Source organism: Streptococcus oralis (assembly GCF_001578935.1).
Classification (GTDB): Bacteria; Bacillota; Bacilli; order Lactobacillales; family Streptococcaceae; genus Streptococcus; species Streptococcus oralis_R.
Genome location: NZ_KQ969521.1, coordinates 296,248 through 299,437, shown reverse-complemented (window position 1 = coordinate 299,437; position 3,190 = coordinate 296,248). Strand labels below are relative to the sequence as shown.

At 45.1% G+C, this 3,190-nt stretch carries 4 protein-coding genes and 1 pseudogene; all 5 read right to left on the bottom strand.

The genetic code is table 11. The features are described 5' to 3' along the window. Positions 1-204 (bottom strand): annotated as a pseudogene (locus SORDD15_RS01505) (3-phosphoshikimate 1-carboxyvinyltransferase); the annotation flags it as partial. A gap of 90 nt (positions 205-294) precedes the next feature. Continuing rightward, positions 295-633 (bottom strand): YlbF/YmcA family competence regulator, encoded by a 339-nt coding sequence (locus SORDD15_RS01500; RefSeq protein WP_061413745.1) that lies wholly within the window; start codon positions 631-633, stop codon positions 295-297. Positions 634-643: 10 nt separating this feature from the next. Further along, entirely contained in the window at positions 644-1,747 is a 1,104-nt protein-coding gene (locus SORDD15_RS01495) for a prephenate dehydrogenase (protein ID WP_061413742.1), read from the bottom strand. Between the two features lie 9 nt (positions 1,748-1,756). Further along, on the bottom strand, positions 1,757-2,923 hold the full coding sequence (gene aroC, locus SORDD15_RS01490) for a chorismate synthase (RefSeq protein WP_001269846.1): 1,167 nt from the start codon (positions 2,921-2,923) through the stop codon (positions 1,757-1,759). A gap of 9 nt (positions 2,924-2,932) precedes the next feature. Further along, on the bottom strand, positions 2,933-3,190 hold a 258-nt coding region (locus tag SORDD15_RS01485), incomplete at its 5' end, for a 3-dehydroquinate synthase family protein (protein WP_061413740.1).

The following is a 3,190-nucleotide window of genomic DNA, read 5'->3' as shown; positions in this document are numbered from 1 at the left end:
AACCCCATCCTTGTCCTCAATTTCAACACCAAGGTCACGAAAAACCTGCATGGTTGAAAGTACATCCTCCCCACGCAGAATATCATAAACCTTGGTTTCTCCCTCAGCCAGACTTCCAAAAATAATGGAACGGTGGCTGATAGACTTGTCACCTGGAACCCGGATACTGCCATGTAAGTAGCGAATGTTTGTTTTTAGTTTCATAGTTGACCTCATACTTGCAATACTTTTTCTTATTTTATCACAAAAAAGCCAGAAATTCCTGAAATTTCTGGCTTTTATACAGATAAAATCCTATTTCAATAATTCTGAAACAGGTTCAAAAACAATTTTTTCAATATCTGAAAGGTAAATGGATAATTGTTGCTGTTTGGAAAAGAAATCTGACAAAAGAGCGTTCTCTTGGATTTGCTTGCTGAAAGACTGCATCTTTTCTTGGAAAGAGGCGTCTGGCATTTGTCCCGTTTGCGCCATGACTTGAATTTCTTGCTGGAAGGCGATATAGTCTGCAAAAATCTTGCTAGCTTGTTCATCAGCGTGGATGGCATCTTTTGCTGCCTTAACCGCCTTGTATTCTGATAATTCGCGTAACCCGCGACTGAGTTCGTTTGCACTATCGTAAATATTTGACATGATTTTCTCCTTATTTGATGACGACTGTGTAGTCCGTATTTTCTGTAATTAAGCGCTCGGCCCGTTCTAAATCTTGAGCATTTTTAAAGGAAATTTGTAGAATCCCGTGAACATCCTCACGGTTTTCTTCGTTGATGTGGATATTAACCAAAGAAGTCCCACGAAGTAATTCCAAAATCCGCAAGATAACATCTTCTTCATCGGGGACGTCGACATAGAGGTCATAAGAGCTATCCACACCACCACGTCTATGGATTTCCATGGCCTGCCGCTGCGCACGCGCTTGGTTGAAAAAGTTCCAGATTTGCTCTTCATCTCCCTTACTGATGGCTTGTCCAACCTCGTCTAAGCGCTCCTTGAAATCCTCAATTCGATCCAGAATAGTTTCACGATTGGACAAGAGAATGGAAGTCCACATACCTGGCTCACTTTCCGCAATTCGGGTCATATCTCGAAAACCACCTGCCGCAAAGTGTCTTGCCAGCTCATGTTCTTGAGCATAGACCGCGGTCTGCTCCATGAGACTAGAAGCCAGAATATGAGGAAAATGGCTTATCTGAGAAGTCACCCGATCATGCTCCTTGGCATCAATCTCAATAAAACGAGCATGAAGGCCTGAAAGCAAATCCTTCATTTCCTCAAGCGTATCTAGACCAGTCAATCTCGAAGGTGTGAAGATATAGTAGGCATTTTCAAAGAGATTAACATCCGCAGAAGCAGCCCCTGTCTTGTGGCTACCAGCCATGGGATGGGCCCCGACAAAGCGAACAGACTTGCCAGCTAAATATTCCTCTGCCGCATCCACGATGGCTGACTTGGTTGAGCCAGCATCCGAGATAATGACGCCTTCTTTCAAGTCTAAATCTGCCAGCTCCTTAATAAAAGCAATGGTTTGTTTAATCGGTAAACTGAGGATGATGGTATCTGCCAAAGGAGCAAAACTGGCAAAATCATCTGTTGCACGGTCAATCATGCCTTCTTTCAAAGCAATATCTCTCGAAGCTTGACTACGATTATAACCCAAAATTTCATAATCCGGATGGTCACGCCTGATACCGAGCGCCATCGAAGCACCAATCAAACCGAGACCTGCGATATAGATGGTTTTTGCCATAAGGACTCCTTAATAGTTCTTTGTATAGTCTCGGTGCTTGGCAACTGCCTCTTTTAATTCTTCAAGATTATCTGATGAGAATTTTTCAAGGATTTCTTGTGCTAGAACCGTTGCCACAACAGCTTCCATAACCACACCGGCAGCTGGAAGAGCGGTCGGATCACTTCTCTCCACGGTTGCCTTGTAAGGTTCGTGAGTCTCGATATCTACACTCATGAGTGGTTTATAAAGAGTAGGAATGGGTTTCATGACGCCACGAACAACGATGGGTTGCCCATTGGTCATACCCCCTTCAAAACCACCTAGATTATTGGTACGACGAGTATAGCCGTCTTCTTTAGACCAGAGAATTTCGTCCATAACTTGGCTACCTTTTCGGTAACCAGCTTCAAAGCCAAGACCAAATTCCACCCCTTTAAAGGCATTGATAGAGACAACTGCTTGGGCCAATCGCGCATCCAATTTTCTGTCCCATTGGACATAGGAACCAAGGCCGACTGGAACTCCTCCGACGACTGTCTCCACAACCCCACCAATGGTATCACCGTCACGCTTGATTTGGTCAATGTAATCCTTAATTTCCTGTTCCCGTTCTTGGTTGACAATAGAAACTTCAGACTGGGCAGCTCGTTCCTTAATCTCAGCAACTGTCAGATTTTCAGGTACATCGATTTCCTTGCCACCAAAGACCACGACATGGTTGGCAATCTCCATATCTAGCTCAGCCAAGAGGCGTTTAGCTACTGCCCCAACTGCCACCCGCATGGTAGTTTCACGAGCTGATGAGCGCTCCAAGGAATTTCGCAAATCATCAAAACGGTACTTGATGCCCCCAACCAAATCGGCATGACCTGGACGTGGATGGGTGATTTTCCGCTTGCTTTTAAGGCGGTCTTCGATGTCCTCCGCAGACATGATATCCAGCCATTTTTGGTGGTCTTTATTGATAACATCCATGGTAATGGGAGCCCCTGTTGTCTTCCCGTGGCGAACGCCCGAAGTAAAGACAACCTGGTCACTCTCAATCTTCATACGACCACCACGACCATAGCCACCCTGACGGCGTTTAAGGTCGTCATTGATGTCCTCGGCTGTCAAAGGAAGTCCAGCTGGAATTCCTTCAATGATAGCCGTCAAACGGGGGCCGTGTGATTCTCCTGCAGTTAAATATCTCATTCGTTCTCCTTATTTTACCAAGTAGTCTTTCATCTCTTCTAGAGAAACTGGGTGAATGGTCGCTGAACCAAGCTCTGGTACCAAGACCAATTTCAAGGTGTTGCCACGCGCTTTCTTGTCATGAGTCAAAGCCTGATAGAGCTTGTCAACATCCCAGTTTTCATAGTCAACAGGCAAGCCAAATTTCTGACACATAGCTGTGATGGACTGGGTTATTCCAGCTGGCATGAGACCTTTTTCCTCAGCAACCTTGGAAATCTGTACCAT